The 20,191-nt window shown below is 62.0% G+C and carries 12 protein-coding genes; 1 reads left to right on the plus strand and 11 read right to left on the minus strand.

Annotated elements, in window-relative coordinates; all coding sequences use genetic code 11:
- Positions 1 to 6: 6 nt before the first annotated feature.
- Positions 7 to 1,710 (plus strand): pilus assembly protein TadG-related protein, encoded by a 1,704-nt coding sequence (locus tag ACHMW7_RS22315; protein WP_395447637.1) that lies wholly within the window; start codon positions 7 to 9, stop codon positions 1,708 to 1,710.
- Positions 1,711 to 1,782: 72 nt separating this feature from the next.
- Here ACHMW7_RS22315 and ACHMW7_RS22320 read toward each other — a convergent pair whose 3' ends face one another.
- The 11 genes from ACHMW7_RS22320 to ACHMW7_RS22370 form a co-directional block, all read right to left on the minus strand.
- On the minus strand, positions 1,783 to 3,399 hold the full coding sequence (locus tag ACHMW7_RS22320; protein ID WP_395447638.1) for an ABC transporter ATP-binding protein: 1,617 nt from the start codon (positions 3,397 to 3,399) through the stop codon (positions 1,783 to 1,785).
- Position 3,400: 1 nt separating this feature from the next.
- Positions 3,401 to 4,519, minus strand: coding sequence for an ABC transporter permease (locus tag ACHMW7_RS22325; RefSeq protein ID WP_395447639.1), 1,119 nt, complete (start codon positions 4,517 to 4,519; stop codon positions 3,401 to 3,403).
- A complete protein-coding gene (locus ACHMW7_RS22330) occupies positions 4,512 to 5,435 on the minus strand; it encodes an ABC transporter permease subunit (RefSeq protein WP_310323227.1) in 924 nt (307 codons plus the stop codon). Before ACHMW7_RS22330 ends, ACHMW7_RS22325 begins: the two co-directional genes overlap by 8 nt.
- A 70-nt stretch (positions 5,436 to 5,505) precedes the next feature.
- Positions 5,506 to 7,098: a peptide ABC transporter substrate-binding protein gene (locus ACHMW7_RS22335; protein ID WP_395447640.1), complete on the minus strand. Its 1,593-nt coding sequence runs from the start codon at positions 7,096 to 7,098 to the stop codon at positions 5,506 to 5,508.
- Positions 7,099 to 7,286: 188 nt separating this feature from the next.
- The gene (locus ACHMW7_RS22340) at positions 7,287 to 8,924 is read right to left on the minus strand and encodes an alpha-glucosidase family protein (RefSeq protein WP_395447641.1); all 1,638 of its coding nucleotides are present in this window, start codon (positions 8,922 to 8,924) and stop codon (positions 7,287 to 7,289) included.
- Complete coding sequence (gene glgX, locus ACHMW7_RS22345; protein WP_395447642.1) at positions 8,921 to 10,948, minus strand: glycogen debranching protein GlgX; 2,028 nt, start codon at positions 10,946 to 10,948, stop codon at positions 8,921 to 8,923. Before glgX ends, ACHMW7_RS22340 begins: the two co-directional genes overlap by 4 nt.
- Complete coding sequence (locus tag ACHMW7_RS22350) at positions 10,948 to 12,576, minus strand: alpha-D-glucose phosphate-specific phosphoglucomutase (protein ID WP_395447643.1); 1,629 nt, start codon at positions 12,574 to 12,576, stop codon at positions 10,948 to 10,950. Before ACHMW7_RS22350 ends, glgX begins: the two co-directional genes overlap by 1 nt.
- Positions 12,577 to 14,022 (minus strand): glycogen synthase GlgA, encoded by a 1,446-nt coding sequence (gene glgA, locus ACHMW7_RS22355; protein ID WP_395447644.1) that lies wholly within the window; start codon positions 14,020 to 14,022, stop codon positions 12,577 to 12,579.
- Positions 14,023 to 14,025: 3 nt separating this feature from the next.
- Positions 14,026 to 15,288, minus strand: a complete 1,263-nt coding sequence (gene glgC, locus ACHMW7_RS22360) for a glucose-1-phosphate adenylyltransferase (protein WP_395447645.1) — start codon at positions 15,286 to 15,288, stop codon at positions 14,026 to 14,028.
- A 14-nt stretch (positions 15,289 to 15,302) separates the two neighbouring features.
- Positions 15,303 to 17,519, minus strand: a complete 2,217-nt coding sequence (gene glgB, locus ACHMW7_RS22365) for a 1,4-alpha-glucan branching protein GlgB (RefSeq protein ID WP_395447646.1) — start codon at positions 17,517 to 17,519, stop codon at positions 15,303 to 15,305.
- Positions 17,520 to 17,572: 53 nt separating this feature from the next.
- Entirely contained in the window at positions 17,573 to 20,041 is a 2,469-nt protein-coding gene (locus ACHMW7_RS22370) for a glycogen/starch/alpha-glucan phosphorylase (RefSeq protein WP_395447647.1), read from the minus strand.
- Positions 20,042 to 20,191: the final 150 nt, after the last annotated feature.

Below are 20,191 nucleotides of genomic sequence, written 5' to 3' on the forward strand. Positions count from 1 at the left end.
GGCAACATGGCAACGATGTTTGCGCTGTCGCTGCCGATCGGACTGGCGGCCGCGGCGCTGGCGGTCGATGAAGGCTCGCTTTATGTCGAGCGTCGCGAGGCGCAATCGGTCACTGACCTTGCCGCGATCTACGCCGCTGCCAACATCGCCAAGGCCGACGCGGCCGTGTTGAAGGTGTTCAACAACAATCGGCAAAACAATGTGGTCCTGGTCGGCGATTCCAACGCCCAATCGATGACCGTCTGCTATCAGCGAGTGCTTGTAGAAAAAGGACGTTATGCGGCCGACCCGACGGTGGCAGCCTCGACACGCTTTGTCGTCGGCGCAACGCCGCCCAACGCGGTGCGTGTCACCTACTCAAAGGACGGAACCACCTTTTTCGCCAATATGCTGATTGGTGACCGCAAGATCGTCACCAGAGCCGTCGCTACGGCCCCGGCAGAGGCGGCATTCTCCGTCGGCTCCAGGCTTGCCAGTCTCAATGGCGGCCTCCTCAATGACGTTCTTGGCGGCTTGTTGGGCACCACCCTCTCGCTCAACGTGATGGATTACAATGCGCTGCTGGGAGTCGACGTCAACGCGTTGCAGTTCATCGACGCCCTGAAAACGGAACTGAACCTGACGGCTGGCACTTACAGCGAAGTTCTGCAGGCTGAGGCGGGTGTCGGGCAGATATTGTCCGCCCTCGCTACGGTGACCAAAGACCGTGACGCTGATATCGCCCTGGCGAAGCTGTTGGGCGCGCATATCCCAAGCTCGCTCAAGGTGCCGCTATCGAACTACATTGATCTCGGAGCTATCGGCAAACTCTCGACCGGCCGTGGTGCCGCAGGACTGGATGCCAATGTCGGCATCATGGAGTTGTTGGGTGCCGCGGCAGCGATCGCGAACGGCAAGAACCAGGTGGCTGTCGACCTTGGCGCCGACGTACCAGGACTTCTCGGCGTCAAGCTGAACGTTGCCATCGGCGAACCGCCGCAAGGCTACAGCTGGTTTGCTGTCGGCGAGCCGGGCAAGATCGTCCGGACAGCCCAGACCAGGCTGCAACTGGTCGTCACTGTCGGCGGCTCTGGCGGACTTGTCGACAGCGTGCTGGGCGGTTCGGTCCGAGTGCCGCTTTATGTCGAACTGGCCTATGCCGAAGCTCAGCTGAAGAGCGTCTCTTGCCCCACCGGCAAGCCGGCGAGTGCCATCGTGACGGTTGCTGCCCAACCCGGTGTCGCGGAAATCTGGCTCGGTGACATCAATCCAGCCGACCTCAAGATCTTTACCAAGAAGCCAGTGGTGCAAGCCGCGCAACTGGTAAAACTCAACCCGGTCGGGCTCAACGTCCTCACCGTCGACGTGAAGGGTGCCGCCAATGTGCGGATCGGCAACCTGACGCCGACGACGCTCACCTTCAACAAGAGTGAAATCGACGCCCGCACCATCAAATCGGCGTCGACACGAAACCTGACGCAGTCCCTGACCGCCTCATTGCTCAGTGGATTGACGCTCAATGTCGAGCTCAAGGTGCTGGGCCTCGGCCTTGGCTTGTTCGTGCCATCCGATGCGGCGGTCAAAGCCGCAATTGTCGGGCTGCTGTCGGGGGTCACTGCACCTATCGACGATCTCCTGCATAGCGTCCTGACGCTCGTGGGTGTGAAAGTCGGCGAAGCGGATGTCCGCGTCCACGGCGTAAACTGCGGCCGTTCCGTTCTTGTGCTCTGAACACAAACCGGCCCGGAGATCATCGATCTCCGGGCCGGTTTGTCATTTTTTCTGGCACGATGCCTTTGCCGATCAGGCCGACAGACGGAACTTGGTCTCGTCGATGGCTGCCGCCATCAAGGTCTTGGTGTAGGCTTCGCGCGGGGCGCCGAAGATCTCCTCGGTCAGCCCCTCCTCGACGATCTTTCCCTGCTTCATCACGATGATGTAGTCCGACATGGCGCGAACCACCGCCAGATCGTGGCTGATGAACAGGTAGGAAAGATCGTGATCGGCCTGCAGCTTGCGCAACAGTTCGACGATCTGCTTCTGCACCGATCGGTCGAGCGCCGAGGTCGGCTCGTCGAGTACGACGACCTTGGGCTTGAGGATCATCGCGCGCGCGATCGCGATGCGCTGGCGCTGGCCGCCGGAGAACTCGTGCGGATAGCGGTTGCGTGTTTCGGGCGAGAGCCCGACCTCGCGCAAAGCTGCCACCGCGCGTTGGTCGCGTTCCTTGGTCGACAGCGACGGCTCGTGCACGAGCAGGCCTTCGGTGATGATCTGCCCCACCGTCATGCGTGGCGACAGCGAGCCGAACGGATCCTGGAAGACGAGCTGAAGCTCCCGGCGCAGCGGGCGCATCTCGGCACGATCGGCCTTTGACAGATCCTTGTCGCCGAAGCGGATCGTTCCCTGGCTCGGCAAAAGCCTGAGCAGAGCGCGGCCCAATGTCGACTTGCCCGATCCTGATTCACCAACGATGCCGATCGTCTGGCATTGCTTGAGCGTTACCGAAATGCGGTCGACCGCACGCAACAGCATGGGCGGACCGGCAAGAAAGCCCCCACCGATCTTGAACTCCACCTCGACATTGCGCCCTTCGAGAAGGATCGGCGCAGTGTCCACCGGCGCTGCCTTGCGACCGGTCGGTTCTGCGGCGAGCAGCATCTTGGTGTAGTCGTGCTGCGGGTTGGCAAACAGCTCGTCGGCCTTGCCCTCCTCGACCACTTCGCCATAACGCATGACATAGACCCGGTCGGCAAAGCGCCGGACGATGCCAAGATCATGGGTGATGAAGACGATCGCCATGCCGAGCTTGCGCTGCAGTTCGGCAAGCAGCATCAGGATCTGCGCCTGGATCGTCACGTCGAGCGCGGTGGTCGGCTCGTCGGCGATCAGGATGTCAGGGTCGTTGGCAAGCGCCATGGCAATCATCACGCGCTGGCGCTGGCCACCTGACATTTCGTGCGGATACGACTTCAGACGGCGCTCGGGGTCTGGAATTTTGACCAGTTCGAGCAGCCTGAGGGCTTCGGCACGCGCCTCCGCACCGCTCAACCCGCGGTGCTTGCGGATCGGTTCCATCAGTTGGTTGCCGATGGTGTAGAGCGGGTCGAGCGACGTCATCGGCTCCTGGAAGATCATGCTGATCTTGCGGCCACGGACCTTGTTGAGTTCCGATTTGCCTAGCGTCAGCAGGTTCTTGCCGCGATAGTCGACAACGCCTGACGCCTCGCCATTGGATGCCAGCAGGCTCATCGCCGCCATCATCGTCTGGCTCTTGCCGGAGCCGGACTCGCCGACCACGGCGACCGTCTCACCGGCGTCGACGTGAAGGTTGATGCCCTTCACCGCTTCCACCACGCCGTCAAGCGTGCGGAAGCGGACGCGCAGGTCCTTGACCGAAAGAATTGTTTCGCCAGCCATCTCACCTGTCCTTCGGATCGAGAGCGTCACGCAGGCCGTCGCCGATGAAATTCAGCGCAAACAGCGTCGAGACCAGGAAGAAGGCCGGGAACAACAGCAGCCAGTTAGCGGTGCCGATGTTCTTTGCGCCCACCGATATGAGCACGCCCCAGCTGGTCATCGGTTCCTGCACGCCGAGCCCCAGGAACGACAGGAAGCTCTCCAGGATGATGACCTGCGGCACCAGCAAGGTCATGTAGATGACCACCGGCCCGAGCAGGTTGGGGATGACGTGCCGCTGGACGATGCCGCGCGACCCGACGCCGAGCGCCTCCGCCGCCTGGACATATTCCTGCCTGCGGATCGACAAGGCCTGGCCACGCACGATGCGCGCCATGTCGAGCCACAGTACCGCCCCCACCGCCAGGAACATCAGCACGAAGTTTCGTCCGAAGAAGACGACAAGCATGATGACGAAGAAGATGAAAGGCAGCGAGTAGAGCACATCGACGATGCGCATCATCACCTCGTCGGTCTTGCCGCCCATGAAGCCAGCGGTGGCGCCATAGACGACACCGATGACCACGGCGACGATACCGGCCAAAAGGCCGATCGCCAGCGAGATGCGGCCGGCCATAAGCGTTCGCGACAACAGGTCCCGACCGGTATTGTCCGTGCCGAACAGGAAATACTTCTGCTTGATCGAAGCGCTCATCACCGCCGTCAGCCCGTCGGCGGAGGTGCTCTCGAGCTTGCCGTTGTCGAAGGTGTCGGAACGGTCGAGATAGCGGATGTTGCGTTCGTCCAGCGGCTTGGCCGACGTCACGGTGATGAACACGCGTTCGCCTTCCTGGCGCCACTCCTTGACGTCGACACGCATGCGCTTGACGGCATCGTTCATGGCGGTTTCGATCATCTCCGGCTTTGGATAGGCCGAGAGACTTGGCGGGGTCCTGACGTAATCGGCGTAGATCGTGGTGTACTGATGCGGCACGAAGAACGGCCCAACGATACAGACGGTTGCCATGGCGATCAGGTAAAACAGGCTGAACATGGCAGCCTTGTTGCCCTTGAGGCGTGCCCAGGCATCGCCCCAGAGCGACCGCCCGACGACTGGTGCAGTGATGGCTGTATCAGTCATAGCGCACCCTCGGATCAAAGAAGGCGTAGAGAATGTCGACGATCAGGTTGAAGGCGATCGTAAACATCGCGATCACCACCACCGTGCCCATGACGAGCGTGTAGTCACGATTGAGTGCCGCATCGACAAAGTAGCGGCCGATACCGGGGATGGCGAAGATGGTCTCGACAATAATCGAGCCGGTGAGCAGCGCGGCAGCCGCCGGACCCGCATAAGACACGATGGGCAGCACAGCGCCCCTCAGCGCATGCTTGACCACAACCGACCAGTCGGACAGGCCAAGCGCTCTCGCTGTCCGGATGTGATTGGAGCGTAGCGACTCGATCATCGAACCGCGCATCAGGCGCGCCACGATGGCGATCTGCGGCAGCGACAGCGTCAGGATCGGACCGATCTTGTTGATCCAAGCACCGTCCCCCCATCCGCCGATCGGCAGCAGCTTCCAGGTCAGACCGAACAGCAGCTGGATGACCGGTGCAATGACGAAGGTCGGGATCGTGCTGCCGGCAGTAGCGAGCGCAATCACCGAATAATCGCCAAGCTTGTTCTGGTTGAGGGCGGCGACGATGCCGAGCACCGTCCCGACGGCAAGCGCCAGAACAAGGGCCGAAAGGCCAAGCTGAACCGAGATCGGCAGGCCGTTGGCGAACAGTTCGGTGACGGTGAAGTCGGGCAGGTTGTAACTGGGTCCGAAGTTACCGTGCAGCAGGTTCTTGAGATAGTTGACGTATTGAAGCCAGATCGGATCGCTGAGACCGAATTGCGCTTCGAGGTTGGCCTTGATCTCGGGACTGAGACCGCGCTCCTGATTGAATGGGCCGCCTGGGGCGACGCGGATCAGGAAGAAGGCCAGCGTGACGATGACGAACATCGTCGGGATGGCGGTCAGAAGCCGCCTGAATACATAGAGAAACATAGCTACCACGCCTTCGCAGGTTAGCCGGGACCGCCGCCCCCTTTGTCAGGGGGCAGCGGCAGAGCCGGGACTAGTCCTTGCTGACAAAGCGCGAAGGATGAACGTCCATGACGTTCTCGTCGAAGCCCTTGATCTTGGGCGAAACGAGGTTCTTGTAGCTATAGTAGAGCAGCGGGATCTGGCCGACATCGTCGATCAGGATGCGTTCTGCTTCTTCGAGGTCCTTGAGGCGGAGCTCCGGCTTGCCGCCATCGGCAGCAGCCTTGTTCATGGCCTCTTCAAACTTCGGGCTGTTGTAGTTCGAGTAGTTGTTGCCGGAAGCCTTGCGCGAGATACCGAGGAAGCTTTCCGGATCCTTGTAGTCGGCAATCCAGCCGGCACGAGCGACGTCGAAGTCACCCTTCTGTTCTAGGTGGCCATAGTGCGTCTTGGTGTCGGTGTTGAGCAGCGACACTTCAATGCCGAGCGGCTTGAGCTGTTCCTGGATGGCAACCGCGGTGTTCTTGTGGTTCTCCGACGTGTTGTAGCGGATTTCCATCTTCAGCGGCTTGTCAGGACCGTAGCCGAGCTTTTCGAGGACCTTCTTGGCCTCATCCTCACGGTCGATCTGCGACATCTCGGCGAACTTGGCCAGCGATGACTTGTAGCCGTCGATGCCCGGAGGCACCATCGAGTAGCCGGGCAGCATCGAGTTCTGCCAGACCTTTTCGGCGAGGAAGTCGCGGTCGATTGCCATCGAGACCGCATTGCGCAGCTCGACATTATCCCACGGCGCCTTGTCCGTCTTGATCGCGTAGTAGTAGGTACCGAGATAGGCACCGATGCGCAGCTGATCGCCGAACTTGGCCTTCAGGTCAGCCATCTGCTCGGTCGGGATATCGTCGTTGGAGTCGAGCTCGCCAGCCTCGAAGCGCTTGATGGCGGTCGAGCGGTCTTCCGTCGGGAAGTAGTTGACGGCGTCGAGCTTCACATTGGCCGCGTCATGGAACTTCGGGTTCTTGACGAGCTTGATGTGATCGTTCGGGACGAATTCAGCCAGCGTGAACGCGCCATTGGAAACCAGGTTGCCCGCCTTGATCCAGTCGGCACCGAGCTTTTCGATGGCAGCCTTGTTCACCGGATAGGTGGACTGGTGCGTCAGCATCTCGAGGAAATAAGGGGTCGGCGACTTGAGGGTCACTTCGAAGGTATTGGCGTCGACTGCCTTGACGCCGAGCTCCTCGGGCTTGGCCTTGCCGGTATTCACTTCTTCGGCGTTCTTCACGACATAGAGCATCGAGGCATACTCAGCGGCGGTTGCCGGGTCCTCGAGGCGGCGGAAGGAGTAGACGAAGTCTTCGGCAGTGACCGGGCTGCCATCCGACCAGGTGCCGCCCTGGCGAAGCTTGAAGGTGTAGACGGTGCCGTCGTCCGAAACGGTCCAGCTCTCGGCCGCGCCCGGAATGACTTCGGCATTCTGGTCCTGCATCACCAGTCCTTCGAACAGATCGCGCAGGATGTGAGCTTCGTAAACGGTCGATGTCTTGTGCGGATCAAGCGATTCCGGATCGGCCGAATTGCCGCGATTAAAGACGACCTCCGCAAAGGCCGGAACGGACAACGCTCCAGCAGACAGCGCAAGCGTCGTAGCGAACACTGTCGCTTTCAGCATGTTCTTCAGCATGTGTACTTCTCCCAAATAGGCGTGTTCCCCGTAAACACGGCCTCGCCTGGTTAGCGCCCGAATGCCGGATTTTTCCGGTTTCGTTGAGCGAGCCGGCAGCTCCCTACCGCCAGCGGTGGCTGACACTAGACACGACTTTTTTTATTTTCAACACGACTCGTGCTCACCTAAAGTCAACTTGAGCGACTTCAAACCAAGCGCCCGATAAAGTAATCGAGCGGGGCCAAGGTGATACGGTCTTTTTCGAGATCACCTATTGCTCCGGGAAACTCGAGCTGGGTCAGGCCGCCAAGCCTTGCCGGAATTGGCCATGACGCAGTTTTTTCAGCAAAATTGAAAACACACAGCAGCCGTTCGTGCTCCGCTTCACGGACGAACGCGAGCACATCGTCGCCGGCGTCCAGCAGGGAAATCGACCCGTGGACAAGTGCTGGAAGCACCCTGCGAGCCTCAAGCACCGACCGGTAGCGAGCCAGCACCGATTCCGCGTCCAGTTGCTGGCGATCGACCGCCAGGGCACGATGGTCGGCCGAAATCGGCAACCACGGTTTGCCATCAGAAAAACCGCCATGCTCCGCCTGAGCCTCCCACACCATCGGCGTGCGACAGCCATCACGCCCCTTGAAGCCAGGCCAGAAGCGGATGCCGTAGGGATCGCGCAGATCCTCAAAAGCGAGTTCGGCTTCCTCCAGGCCAAGCTCCTCGCCCTGGTAGATGCAGATCGAGCCGCGCAGACAGGCAAGCAGCGCAACCGAGAACTTCGCCACAGCCTCCGGATCGTCGCCGGGCCTCGTCCAGCGCGTCACGTGGCGGATCACGTCGTGGTTGGAAAAAGCCCAGCAGACCCACCCATCAGTCACCGCCGTCTCGAAATCGGCGATGCATTTGCGGACATGTTTGGCCGAGAATTTCGGGCCAAGCAGATCGAAAGTGTAGCACATATGGAGCTTGTCGCCGCCTGACGTATAAGCCGCCACGGTCTGGAGCGAACGCTCGCCATCTCCGACTTCGCCCACTGAACTGCGGTCGCCATACTCGTCGAGCAATGAGCGGAATCGCTTGAGGAAAGCGATGTTTTCCGGCTGCGTCTTGTCGAACAGATGGTCCTGGTACTCGTAGGGGTTGGGCTCCTCGTTCTCGCCAGCAAGGCTCTTCGGCAGGGGCGGGTTGTCGCGCAGCCACTTGTCGTGGACGTAGAAGTTCACCGTGTCGAGCCGGAAGCCGTCGACGCCGCGATCGAGCCAGAAGCGCACGGTCTCCAGAAGAGCGTCCTGCACCTTCGGATTGTGGAAGTTGAGATCCGGCTGCGAAGCGAGGAAGTTGTGCTGGTAGTATTGCTTGCGCGTCGAATCCCACTCCCAACCCGGACCGCCGAAGATCGACAACCAGTTGTTCGGAGCGGTGCCGTCGGGTTTGGGCTGCGCCCAGACATACCAATCCGCCTTGGGATTATCGCGGCTGGCGCGGCTTTCGACGAACCAGGGGTGCTTGTCCGACGAATGCGACAGCACCTGGTCGATGATGATCTTGAGCCCGAGCCGATGCGCCTCTGATATCAGCACATCGAAGTCGGCCAGCGTGCCGAACATCGGATCGACATCGCAATAATCCGAAACGTCGTAGCCCATGTCGGCCATGGGCGACTTGAAGAAGGGCGACAGCCAGACAGCATCGACGCCGAGCGAGGCGATGTGTGGCAGGCGCCTGACAATGCCGGCAAGGTCGCCGCTGCCATCGCCGGTACTGTCCTGAAACGAGCGCGGATAAACCTGATAGATGACACAGCCGCGCCACCAGTCGGCGTTAGGCCCCACATACTGGTTCATGGCTGATCTCCTTGGCTGTCGGCCAAAGGCCGTTCGATCGCGAATGCAACACTGCGCACTGGCACAGCGAGGCAGCCTCCACTCGGCTTTGGCCCGTTCGTCGCCGGCAGCCAGTCGAAAGCCGTACGCGCTGGCAGGGCAAAATTCGCCTCGCGCCGAGTGCCGTTGATCATGACAGCGAGCCGGCCGCCGGAGGCGGCGCCCTTTCCAAGCAGCATCGTCAGGCGGTGGCGGTCCGGTTCATGCCAATTGGCATCGGTCATGGGTCGGCCAGCCTCGGTCAACCACTCGACATCAGGCACCGCTCCGTCGCGGGGCACGGCTGCGAAAAAATCCAGTTCCGCCAGCGCAGGCACCTCTCGTCTCAGCCTGGACAGACCGGCGACGAAGTCTTCGAGCGCCGTATCGCGCTCGGCCCAGTCAAGCCAGGTCAAGTCGTTGTCTTGCGCATAGGCGTTGTTGTTGCCGCGCTGGCTCCGGCCGAATTCATCGCCGGCCGTCAGCATGATGGCACCTCGCGAGGCAAAAAGCGTGGCCAGCATGGCGCGGGCGTCGCGGGCGCGGTCGGCCACAATATCCGGATCGCGGCTTTCGCCCTCAACACCGTTGTTCCAGGAGAAGTTCTCGTTGTGGCCGTCGTGATTGTGCTCGCCATTGGCCTCGTTGTGCTTGCGCTCGTAGCGCGCGACGTCTGCGAGCGTCATGCCATCATGGGCAGCGATGAAGTTGACAGTCCGCGTGCCTGCGCCGGCGCCGAAAATGTCCGACGATCCGGCCAGCCGCGTTGCCAGTGCTCCTACCATTCCTCTGTCGCCGCGCCAGAAGCGCCTGACGTCGTCGCGGTAGCGGTCGTTCCACTCGAGAAATTCCTTGGAAAAGCCACCGAGCCGATAGCCGTTGTGGCCGATGTCCCAGGGTTCTGCGATCAGGATGCGGTCGCCAATGATCGGGTCGTTGCGCATTGCCTGAAGCAACGGCGCATCAGCCCGGAACTCGCCACCGACGCGCCCCAGCACCGGGGCCAAATCGAAGCGAAAGCCGTCGACGCCGGCATGGACGACAAAGTGCCTGAGACTATCAAGCACAAGTTGCTGTGCTGCCGGATGATCGCAGGCAAGCGTGTTGCCGGTCCCGGTGTCGTTGGCGTAACGACCTGGATCATCGACTGCCTCGCGATAATAGGCGCGGTTGTCCAGCCCGCGCAAAGAAAGCGTCGGTCCGATCTCGTCGCTCTCGGCAGTGTGGTTGAAAACGAGATCGAGGATGACGCCGATACCGGCCTCGTGCAGCGCGGTCGTTGTCGCGCGCAGATCGTCGATGCCATCAGGCGCCAGTCGCGGGTCGAGCGCCATGAAGCTCACCGGATTGTAGCCCCAGGCATTGGTCAGGCCGAGACGCGGCAAATGGCGCTCGTCCATCGCCGCGGTCACCGGCATCAACTCAACGGCGGATACGCCCAGCTTCAGCAGATGCTCGATGACGACAGGTTCGGCCAGCGCCCGGATCGTGCCGCGCAGGCGCTTGGCTACGTCAGGATGCGCCATCGAGAAGGCACGGACAGGCACCTCGTAGATGAGCCCACCGTGCCGGAAGGCCGGCGGCGCTGACGGCGCGCTCTGAAGTGCGGTCGCTACTGCCTTCGGCATCAGTTGGGCGGTATCGACGCCCTGCCCGCGTGCTGCAGCCAACCGAGCATCGTACCGATAGGCACGGTCGATGCGGCCGGCATATGGATCGACCAAGAGCTTGTCGGGATCGAACCAGAAGCCCTCGTCTGGCGCATATCGCCCGTCGGCGCGGAAGCCGTAGCAGGTACCTTCCGGCAGGCCCGGAACCGACAGCACGAAAACGCCATCGCTTTCGCGCTGAAGCTCCAGCCGGTCTGTCTCCGCCTTACCGTCGGCGCTGAAGATCGACACCCACATGCGTTCGGCGGCACCGGACCACGCGGCAAAACGGATGCCGCTGTCGGTAACGGTCGCGCCGAACCGCGGCCGATATGCAGCCGCCCGGTCCTTTGACATCAGGTGATGACGCTCGGCTTGTCGCGGCCAGTGTGACTGCGGATGCCGGCAATGTCCTCGGCAGCCTGGATCAGGTAGGCAAGCGCTGCCTGCGTGTCGAGGCCATGGCGGGCTGGCTCGGGCTCGTAGCGCTCGATATAGACGCGCAAGGTGGCGCCCGACGTTCCAGTGCCCGACAGACGGAAGACGACACGCGAGCCGCCTTCGAACAGGACACGAATGCCCTGGTTCTTGCTCACCGAGCCGTCGACCGGGTCGTGGTAGGCGAAGTCGTCGGCGCTTGCGATCTTCATGCCTTGCACGCTCGTGCCGGGCAGCGATGCCAGCTTGCCGCGCAACTCATCGACTAGTGCGTTGGCGCGGTCGGTCTCGACCTCTTCATAATCGTGGCGCGAGTAATAGTTCTGGCCGTAGGTCGCCCAATGCTTGGCAACGATGTCCTTGGCGCTCTCGCCACGCACGGCAAGGATGTTGAGCCACAGCAGCACCGCCCACAGCCCGTCTTTCTCGCGGACATGGTCGGAGCCGGTACCGGCACTCTCTTCGCCGCATATCGTCGCCATGCCGGCGTCGAGCAGATTGCCGAAGAACTTCCACCCGGTCGGCGTCTCGTACATGCCGATGCCCAGCTTTGCAGCGACACGGTCGGCGGCCCCGCTGGTCGGCATCGAGCGCGCAATGCCCTTGAGCCCGGACTTGTAGCCCGGCGCGAGATGGGCGTTGGCAGCCAGCATTGCCAGCGAATCCGAAGGCGTGATGAAGATGCCGCGGCCGATGATCAGGTTGCGGTCGCCGTCGCCGTCGGACGCCGCACCGAAATCCGGGGCGTTCGGCCCCATCATCTCGTCATAGAGTTCCTTGGCATGAACCAGATTTGGATCCGGATGGTGGCCGCCAAAATCCTCGAGCGGCACAAAATTGCGCGCCGTGCCTTCAGCGGCACCCAGCCGGCGCTCCAGGATCTCCTTGGCATAGGGCCCTGTTACAGCGTGCATGGCGTCGAAGCGCATGCGGAAGCCCGATTTGAACAGCGCACGCAACGCGTCGAAGTCGAATAGCGTTTCCATCAAAGCGGCGTAATCGGCAACGGGATCGACGACCTCGACCTTGATGCCGCCGACCTCGAACGTACCAAGCTTGTCGAGATCGACCGCGCCGATATCGGCTATCTTGTAACTCGAGATGACCTTGCTGCGGGCGTAGATCGCGTCAGTCATTTTTTCCGGCGCCGGGCCACCATTCTCGGCGTTGTACTTGATGCCGAAATCTTCGCGGGGTCCGCCCGGATTGTGGCTCGCCGACAGGATCAGGCCACCGAACGCCTTGCGCTTGCGGATCAGGTTCGAGGCCGCCGGCGTCGACAGGATGCCACCCTGCCCTACCACCACGCGGCCGAAACCGTTGGCCACTGCCATGGCGATGACCGTCTGGATCACCTCGCGATTATAGAATCGGCCGTCGCCACCGACCACCAGCGTCTTGCCGGCGAAACCTTCGAGCGAATCGAACACCGACTGGATGAAGTTCTCGGCATAGTTCGGTTGCTGGAAGACGGGCACCTTCTTGCGCAGGCCTGATGTGCCAGGCTTCTGGTCGTCATAGGGCGAGGTCGAGACGGTGCGAATCATTCAGGCATCCCTTTTTGAGAGAAGCTTGCGGTAAAGTGCGGCATATTTCTGGGCGCTTCGATCCCAGGAGACATCCGATTTCATGCCTTGCCGCTGCAATGACGCCCAGACCGTTGGGTCGGCATGGAGCGCATTGGCGCGGAGGATGGCGTGGTGGAAATCGCCCGCATTCTCCGGTGTGAACTGGAAACCCGTCGCAACACCAGCCGCGACCGCCGCTTCGTTAGCATCGATGACCGTGTCCGCCAGCCCACCGGTCCGCGCGACGATCGGCACGCAGCCATAGCGCAGGCCGTAGAGCTGGGTCAGGCCGCACGGCTCGAAGCGCGACGGGATCAGGATGCCGTCGGCGCCGCCCTGCAGCAGATGCGACAGGCCTTCGTCATAACCGATGACGACACCAACCCGGCCGCGATGGCGCGCAGCAGCGGCCAGCAGCGCGCCTTCCAGGCCGGCATCGCCCGATCCGAGGATCGCCAGCCGTGCGTCAGAGGCAACGATCGGATCGATGATGGAGGCGAGGATGTCGATGCCTTTTTGCCAAGTCAGGCGGCTGACGACGCAATAGAGCGGACCGTCGTCGCGATCGAGCGTCATGCGCTCTTCAATGGCGCGCTTGTTGGCCTTGCGCCCCTTCAGGGTCTTGGCGGTGTAGGTGGCGGCGAGATGACTGTCCGTCGCGGGGTTCCAGATATCGTTGTCGATGCCGTTGACGATGCCATGCAATTCGCCAGCGCGCAGGTTGATCAGCCCGTCGAGGCCCATGCCGAAAGCCGGCATACGTATCTCCTGCGCATAGGTCGGGCTGACCGTGGTGATCGCCCAGGCTGCCTGCAGGCCAGCCTTGAGGAAGCCGACGCCGCCATAATACTCGATACCGTCGAGCGCCATCGCCTGCTGCGGCAGAGCCAAACCGGCAAAGATGCTGGAAGCGAACTGGCCCTGGAAGGCCAGGTTGTGAACCGTCATCACCGACGGCACATTCGCCGCCTCGCCGTAGCGCATGTAGGCGAGCGTCATCGCCGACTGCCAATCGTGGGCATGGACGATATCTGGCTTGTATTCCTTGACCACACCGGCAGCGATGTCGGCGCCAACACGGCCAAGTGCCGCGAAACGCCGCCAGTTGTCCTGCCAGTCCGCACCCGTCGCATCGCCGTAGGGACCGCCCGGTCGGTCGAACAGATGCGGCGCGTCGAGCACCAGCAGGTCGAGGCCAGCCACCTCGGCAGCATGGAGCGTTGCCTTGCCGCCTTGCAGTGCCGTGTATTGATGAACCGCCTTTTTCTTTTTCAGCGCGCTCATCACCACGGGATAGCCCGGCACAAGGCTGCGCGTCTGGACGCCGAGCCCGGCAAGCGCTTCCGGCAGCGCACCGGTGACGTCGGCCAAACCGCCAGTCTTGATCAACGGGAAAATCTCGGGCGTGACCGAAAGCACCTGCACCAGTTACAACTCCAGTCTGTTGATCATGTCCTGGGTGATCAGGCAGATGCCCTTCTCGGAGACGCGGAAGCGCTTGGCATCCAGCACTGGATCCTCACCGACGACCAGCCCCTCGGGTATCTGTACACCATGGTCGATGACAACTCTTTTGAGCCGTGCGTTGCGGCCGACGTAGCAGGCCGGCAGCATCACCACATCCTCGAGCGTCGAGTAGGAATTGATGCGTGCGCCGGTGAAGATCAGGCTGCGCTTGAGCGAGGCACCCGAGACGATGCAGTCACCGGAGACGAGCGAGGAAATGGCGGACCCGCGCCGGCCGTCCTCGTCATGGACGAATTTGGCGGGCGGGGTCAGTTCCGAATAGGTCCAGATCGGCCAGTCGCGGTCGTAGAGGTCGAGTTCGGGCGTGATGTCGGTCAGGTCGATATTGGCTTCCCAATAGGCGTCGACGGTACCGACATCGCGCCAGTAGGCCTCGCCTTCCATGCTCGAGCGCACGCAGGACTTGGCGAAACGATGCGCCACGGCTTTGCCGTGCTGGACGATGTAGGGAATGATGTCCTTGCCAAAGTCGCGGCTCGATTCCGGCTCGTTGGCGTCGCGGCGCAACTGCTCCATCAAGAACTTGGTCTTGAAGACATAGATGCCCATCGAGGCCAGCGCATAGTCCGGCTTGTCGGGAATGCCGGGCGGATCGGCCGGCTTTTCGATGAAGGAAATGATGCTGTCCTTCTTGTCGACATGCATGACGCCGAAACCCGTCGCTTCCATGCGCGGCACCTCGAGGCAGCCAACGGTGACGTCCGCGCCGGCGTCGACGTGCTGACGCAGCATCAACTCGTAATCCATCTTGTAGATATGGTCGCCGGCGAGGATGACCATGTATTCGGGGCCGTAGGCCTCGATGATGTCGATGTTCTGGTAAACCGCGTCGGCGGTGCCCTCGTACCACTGCGTTTCCGAGACGCGCTGGCTTGCCGGCAGGATATCGAAACTCTCATTGCGCTCCGGCCTGAGGAAGTTCCAGCCCCGCTGCAAGTGACGGATCAGCGAATGCGCCTTGTACTGGGTGGCGACGCCGAGGCGGCGAATGCCCGAGTTCAAGGCATTGGACAGTGCAAAGTCGATGATGCGGGTCTTGCCGCCGAAATAGACGGCAGGCTTGGCGCGCCGGTCGGTCAGTTCCTTGAGCCGGCTGCCGCGCCCGCCGGCAAGCACATAAGCCATGGCATCGCGCGCCAGCGGCTGGTTTCTCTTCAGTTCCATGCCATCCTCCCTGCTCAATCCGCCACAAACTCAAGCATGACCGTCGCCAGTGGCGGCAGAAGCAGTGTTGCCGCTGCCCCTCCTCCATCCACCTGCCTGGCCGTGACCATGCCGCTGTTACCCTTGCCCGACCCGCCATATTCCAACGCGTCGGAGTTGAAGATTTCCCGCCACCTGCCGGCCTGCGGCAGTGGTATGCGATAGTTGTCGCGCAGAACCGGGGTGAAGCTTGAAATGACAGCGATCGGCGCAGCGCCCGGCGCCTTGCGCAGCCAGGCGAAAACCGAATTCGCCGCATCGTCGGCGATCAACCACTCAAAGCCCTCCGGCTCGCAGTCGCGTGCATGCAGTGCCGGGCGCGAGCGGTAGAGATAGTTGAGGTCGCGCACCAACTGTTTGACGCCGCGATGCGGGGCAAAATCGAGCAGGTTCCAGTCCAGCGCCCTCGCCTCACTCCATTCCGAGCGCTGGGCGAATTCCTGGCCCATGAATAAAAGCTTCTTGCCGGGGTAGCCCCACATGAAGCCGTAATAGGCGCGCAGCGTCGCGAACTTCTGCCAGTCGTCGCCGGGCATCTTGCTGAGCAGCGTGCCTTTGCCGTGCACGACCTCGTCATGCGACAGCGGCAGAACGAAATTCTCGCTGAAGGCGTAGAGCAGCCCGAAGGTGATCTCGCCGTGGTGGTGCTTGCGGTGGACCGGCTCCTTGGAGAGATACTCCAGCGTATCGTGCATGAAGCCCATATTCCACTTGAAGCCGAAGCCGAGCCCGCCCTCGTGAACCGGCTGCGACACCTTGGGCCACGAGGTCGATTCCTCGGCGATGGTCATGACGCCGGGATGGGCACCGTAGACGGCGGCATTCATCTTCTGCAGGAAACGCACCGACTCCAGGTTCTCGCGGCCGCCGAACTCGTTGGGGATCCACTCGCCTTCCTTGCGCGAATAATCGAGGTAGAGCATCGACGCCACCGCATCCACGCGCAGGCCGTCGACATGGTATTTCTCGGCCCAGAACAGCGCATTGTTGACCAGGAACGACACCACTTCGCGGCGGCCAAAATTGTAGATCGCGGTGTTCCAGTCGGGATGGAAACCCTGGCGCGGATCGGCGTGTTCGTAGAGTGCCGTACCATCGAAATGCGCAAGTCCGTGCTCGTCGACTGGGAAATGCGCCGGCACCCAGTCGAGGATGACGCCGATACCGGCCTGATGGGCGCCGTCGACAAAGCGGGCAAAGCCATCCGGATCGCCGAAACGGGCCGAGGGCGCATAAAGCCCGGTGGTCTGATAGCCCCATGAGGGGTCGTAGGGGTGCTCCGAAATCGGCAGGAACTCGATGTGGGTAAAGCCCATTTCTGCCGTATATGGGATCAGGCGGTCGGCCATTTCGTCCCACGACAGGAAAGTGCCATCGTCGCGCAATTGCCACGAGCCGGCATGCACCTCGTAGATGCTGACCGGTTCGCGCCGATGGTCGGCCGCTCTCCAATGGGCGCGGTGCTTGTCGTCGCCCCACTCATGAGCCTGCGGCCTGTCGGTAACTGACGCGGTGGCCGGCCTGAATTCCGAACGGATGGCGTAGGGGTCGGCCTTGAGCGGCAGACGCACGCCGCGGGCGCCGATCAGTTCGAACTTGTAGGGCCGGCCCGGACCGATGTCGGGGACGAAGATTTCCCAGATGCCGGTGTCCTGGCGCAGCCGCATCGGGTGGCGGCGGCCGTCCCAGTCGTTGAAATCGCCAACCACCGAGACGCGATGGGCGTTGGGCGCCCAGACCGCGAAATGCACACCATCGACACCTTCATGCGAAATCAGATGCGCACCGAGCTTGTCGAACAGCCTGAGATGCGACCCTTCTGAAATGAAATAGTCGTCCATCGGCCCAAGCACCGGGCCGAAACTGTAGGGATCGGTGATCCACCAGTCGCCGCCGGCATTGTGCGCATGCAGCCTGATCGGCTGGCGCTTGCGGATCGTCAGCTTGCCTTCGAAGAAGCCGACGTCATTGCGGCGCGTGAGCTCGCCGCAGGCCTTGCCCTCAAGCGTATGCGCGGTCACCGTTTCGGCGTGGGGCACAAAACAGCGCGCCTGAAAACCCTTGCCCACCTGCTGAAGCCCGAGCACGGCGAACGGATCGCCATGGGTTCCGTTGACGATCGCCTCGATATCGCCTTCCGTCGCCCTTTCGAGCTCCGGTTTGGTTTCGGCGGCCGCGCCCGGCTTCAACATGGTTCGGTGTCCCCTCCCAGGGCTGCTTTGGCGGGTCAGTTCATGCAATCACATCAGGCCGGTACGTTCCAGATTTCTTTGGCGTATTGGCGGATGGTGCGGTCTGAAGAGAACCAGCCGACGCGCGCCACGTTGCGAATGGCACGCGCGTACCAGTCCGGACTGTCGCGCCAGACAGCGTCCACCTGCCGCTGGGCTGTAGCATAAGAATCGAAATCGGCCGCGACCATGAACCAGTCGTGCTGATAGAGCCCATCCATCAGTTCGCGATAGCGGCCTGGATCGTCTGGCGAAAACACGCCCGAGGAGATCGCGGCCACCGCCTGCTTGAGTTCGGGCGAACCGTCGATCACCGCGCCCGGCTGGTAACCGCCGCTGCGACGCTGCTCGACCTCTTCGGTGGTCAGGCCGAAGATGAAGATGTTGTCGTCGCCGACATGTTCCTTGATCTCGACATTGGCGCCGTCGAGCGTGCCGATGGTGAGTGCACCGTTGAGCGCGAACTTCATGTTGCCGGTGCCCGACGCTTCCATGCCTGCGGTCGAGATCTGCTCCGACAGGTCGGCTGCCGGCATCAGGATTTCGGCGGCACTGACGTTGTAGTTGGGAACGAAGACGATCTTCAGCAGACCACGTACCGAAGGGTCGCTGTTGATCACCCTGGCAACGTCGTTGGCCAGTTTGATGATCAGCTTGGCGTTGTGGTAGCTCGGTGCCGCCTTGCCGCCGAAGAACTTGACCCTCGGCATCCAGTCGCGTTCGGGATGCGAGCGGATCTGGTCGTAGAGCGCCACCGCCTCGATGATGTTGAGAAGCTGGCGTTTGTACTCGTGGATGCGCTTGATCTGGATGTCGAACAGCGCCGACGGATCGACCTTGATGCCCAACCGCTCGGCGACGAGGTTCGACAGCCGCACCTTGTTGGCGCGCTTGACGCCAGCAAACTTATCGCGAAACGCAGCATCCCCGGCAAAACGGTCGAGCTCGCGGATCGCCTCGATATCGTCAAGGAACCGGTCGCCGATCGCCTCGCGTGCCAGGCCGGTCAAACCAGGGTTGCACTGGATCAGCCAGCGCCGCGGCGTGATGCCGTTGGTCTTGTTGTTGATGCGGTCGGGATAGAGGCTGTGCAGGTCGGCGAACACCGTTTCCTTCATCAGCTCGGTATGCAGCGCCGACACGCCATTGACGCTGTGCGAGCCGGCAAAGGCGAGATTGCCCATGCGGACGCGGCGCTCGCCATTCTCCTGGATCAGCGAAATGCGGCTGATCTGCTCGCCATTGAAGCGGCCTGTGGCTCGTGCCTCCAGAAGCACCTCGGCATTGATCGCGTAGACGATCTGCATGTGGCGCGGCAAAAGCCGCTCGAACAACGGCACCGGCCAGCTTTCGAGTGCCTCGGGCAGCAGCGTATGGTTGGTGTAGGCGAAGGTGCGCTTGGTGATGTCCCAGGCTGCGTCGAAGTCGAACCCATGCACGTCCATCAGCAGACGCATGAGTTCGGGCACCGCCACCGCCGGATGGGTGTCGTTGAGGTGGATCGCCGCCTTGTCGGGCAACGACTGCAGATCGCCATACTTGCTGACGTGGCGCTGCAGGATGTCCTGCAGCGAGGCGGTCGAGAAGAAGTATTCCTGCCGCAGCCGCAGTTCCTGGCCAGCCTTATGGGAATCGGCGGGATAGAGCACGCGCGACAGCGCATCCGCCTTGTTGCTCTCGGCCAGCGCACCGATGTGGTCGCCGGCGTTGAACTTGTCGAGCAGGATCGGGTCGAGCGGCATGCCCGACCACAGCCGCAGCGTATTGACCCGCGCGCCGCGCCAACCAACCACTGGCGTGTCATAGGCAACCGCCAGCACGCGGTCGATGGGCTTCCAGACGTGCCTTTCAAGCCGGCCATCCGGCGCCGTGATCGACTCGACCGAACCGCCGAAGCCGACTTCGAAGGCGCGCTCACGCCGCTCGAATTCCCATGGATTGCCATGCTCCAGCCAGGTTTCGGGCAGCTCAACCTGCCAGCCGTCATGGATTTCCTGGCGGAACATGCCGTTGGCGTAGCGGATGCCATAGCCGTGCGCGGGAATGTCGACGGTTGCCATGCTTTCCATGAAGCAGGCGGCAAGACGGCCGAGACCGCCATTGCCCAGTGCCGCATCAGGCTCCAGCTTGGCGATGATGTCGAACTCGACGCCCAGCGAGGCGAGCGCTTCGCGCATCGCTTCCATCAGGCCGAGATTGGAAAAGGCGTCGCGCATCAGGCGGCCGATCAAGAACTCCAGCGAGAGGTAATAGACCCGCTTGGCGCTCTGGTCGTAGGCTTCCTTGGTCGAGGAGATCCACTCGTCGACGATGCGGTCGCGCACGACCTTGATCGACGCGGTCAGCCAGTCATAGTCGGTGGCAACGGTGGCGTCCTTGCCGAGGCGGTATTTGAGCGCACTCAGGATTTCGGCGGCAAGTGCCTCAGGGCTGGTGTCGCCAAGCGGCGGATGGGGGATTTTCGGGGTCACTGCGCGGGTCATGTCGCCTCTCGCATCGTAAGCCTGTTTGGCCACAGTTTCACTAGCCTCCCTCGCCGACACCTAGCCTCCCGGTCTCATGTTAGCCATTTGGAATGCGATCTCAATCGATTTAAATCTCCGCGTCAATAGCTCGCGACGCGGAGACTTAGG

Source organism: Aminobacter sp. UC22_36, from assembly GCF_044056035.1.
GTDB lineage: Bacteria > Pseudomonadota > Alphaproteobacteria > Rhizobiales > Rhizobiaceae > Aminobacter.

Bases quoted from the DNA above. Each gene is read 5' to 3' on its own strand.
- ACHMW7_RS22315 (WP_395447637.1), top strand. From the start codon at position 7: ATGGCAACGATGTTTGCGCTGTCGCTGCCGATCGGACTGGCGGCCGCG.
- ACHMW7_RS22320 (WP_395447638.1), bottom strand. From the start codon at position 3,399: ATGGCTGGCGAAACAATTCTTTCGGTCAAGGACCTGCGCGTCCGCTTC.
- ACHMW7_RS22325 (WP_395447639.1), bottom strand. From the start codon at position 4,519: ATGACTGATACAGCCATCACTGCACCAGTCGTCGGGCGGTCGCTCTGG.
- ACHMW7_RS22330 (WP_310323227.1), bottom strand. From the start codon at position 5,435: ATGTTTCTCTATGTATTCAGGCGGCTTCTGACCGCCATCCCGACGATG.
- ACHMW7_RS22335 (WP_395447640.1), bottom strand. From the start codon at position 7,098: ATGCTGAAGAACATGCTGAAAGCGACAGTGTTCGCTACGACGCTTGCG.
- ACHMW7_RS22340 (WP_395447641.1), bottom strand. From the start codon at position 8,924: ATGAACCAGTATGTGGGGCCTAACGCCGACTGGTGGCGCGGCTGTGTC.
- glgX (WP_395447642.1), bottom strand. From the start codon at position 10,948: ATGTCAAAGGACCGGGCGGCTGCATATCGGCCGCGGTTCGGCGCGACC.
- ACHMW7_RS22350 (WP_395447643.1), bottom strand. From the start codon at position 12,576: ATGATTCGCACCGTCTCGACCTCGCCCTATGACGACCAGAAGCCTGGC.
- glgC (WP_395447645.1), bottom strand. From the start codon at position 15,288: ATGGAACTGAAGAGAAACCAGCCGCTGGCGCGCGATGCCATGGCTTAT.
- glgB (WP_395447646.1), bottom strand. From the start codon at position 17,519: ATGTTGAAGCCGGGCGCGGCCGCCGAAACCAAACCGGAGCTCGAAAGG.
- ACHMW7_RS22370 (WP_395447647.1), bottom strand. From the start codon at position 20,041: ATGACCCGCGCAGTGACCCCGAAAATCCCCCATCCGCCGCTTGGCGAC.